Origin of the sequence: Pseudoalteromonas aurantia 208 (assembly GCF_014858725.1) — a bacterium.
In the GTDB taxonomy this organism is placed as follows: domain Bacteria; phylum Pseudomonadota; class Gammaproteobacteria; order Enterobacterales; family Alteromonadaceae; genus Pseudoalteromonas; species Pseudoalteromonas aurantia.
Genome location: NZ_AQGV01000003.1, coordinates 1 through 918, shown reverse-complemented (window position 1 = coordinate 918; position 918 = coordinate 1). Strand labels below are relative to the sequence as shown.

1 rRNA gene is annotated in these 918 nt (G+C 49.6%); it reads left to right on the top strand.

The features are described 5' to 3' along the window. Window positions 1-918: ribosomal RNA gene (locus tag PAUR_RS00015) — 23S ribosomal RNA — on the top strand; the annotation flags it as partial.

Below are 918 nucleotides of genomic sequence, written 5' to 3'. Positions count from 1 at the left end.
CCCGCACGCCGGAAGACCAAGGGTTCCTATCCCATGTTAATCAGGGTAGGGTAAGTCGACCCCTAAGGCGAGGCTGAAGAGCGTAGTCGATGGGAAACAGATTAATATTTCTGTACTTGGAATAATTGCGATGGGGGGACGGAGCAGGCTAAGCAAGCATGGCGTTGGTTGTCCATGTGAAAGTGAGTAGGCTAATGACTTAGGTAAATCCGGGTCGTTGTTAGGCTGAGACACGAGACGAGCTACCACGGTAGTGAAGTTGCTGATGCCCTACTTCCAGGAAAAGCCTCTAAGCTTCAGATTATTTCGAATCGTACCCCAAACCGACACAGGTGGTCAGGTAGAGAATACTAAGGCGCTTGAGAGAACTCGGGTGAAGGAACTAGGCAAAATTGTACCGTAACTTCGGGAGAAGGTACGCTCTTGATTGTGATGGGATTTACTCCTTAAGCGATTGAGAGCCGCAGTGACCAGGTGGCTGGGACTGTTTATTAAAAACACAGCACTGTGCAAAATCGTAAGATGACGTATACGGTGTGACACCTGCCCGGTGCCGGAAGGTTAATTGATGGGGTTAGACTTAGGTCGAAGCTCTTGATCGAAGCCCCGGTAAACGGCGGCCGTAACTATAACGGTCCTAAGGTAGCGAAATTCCTTGTCGGGTAAGTTCCGACCTGCACGAATGGTGTAACCATGGCCACGCTGTCTCCACCCGAGACTCAGTGAAATTGAAATCGCAGTGAAGATGCTGTGTACCCGCGGCTAGACGGAAAGACCCCGTGAACCTTTACTACAGCTTGGCACTGAACATTGAACCTACATGTGTAGGATAGGTGGGAGACTTAGAAGCACAGTCGCTAGATTGTGTGGAGTCAACCTTGAAATACCACCCTTGTAGTTTTGATGTTCTAACGTAGG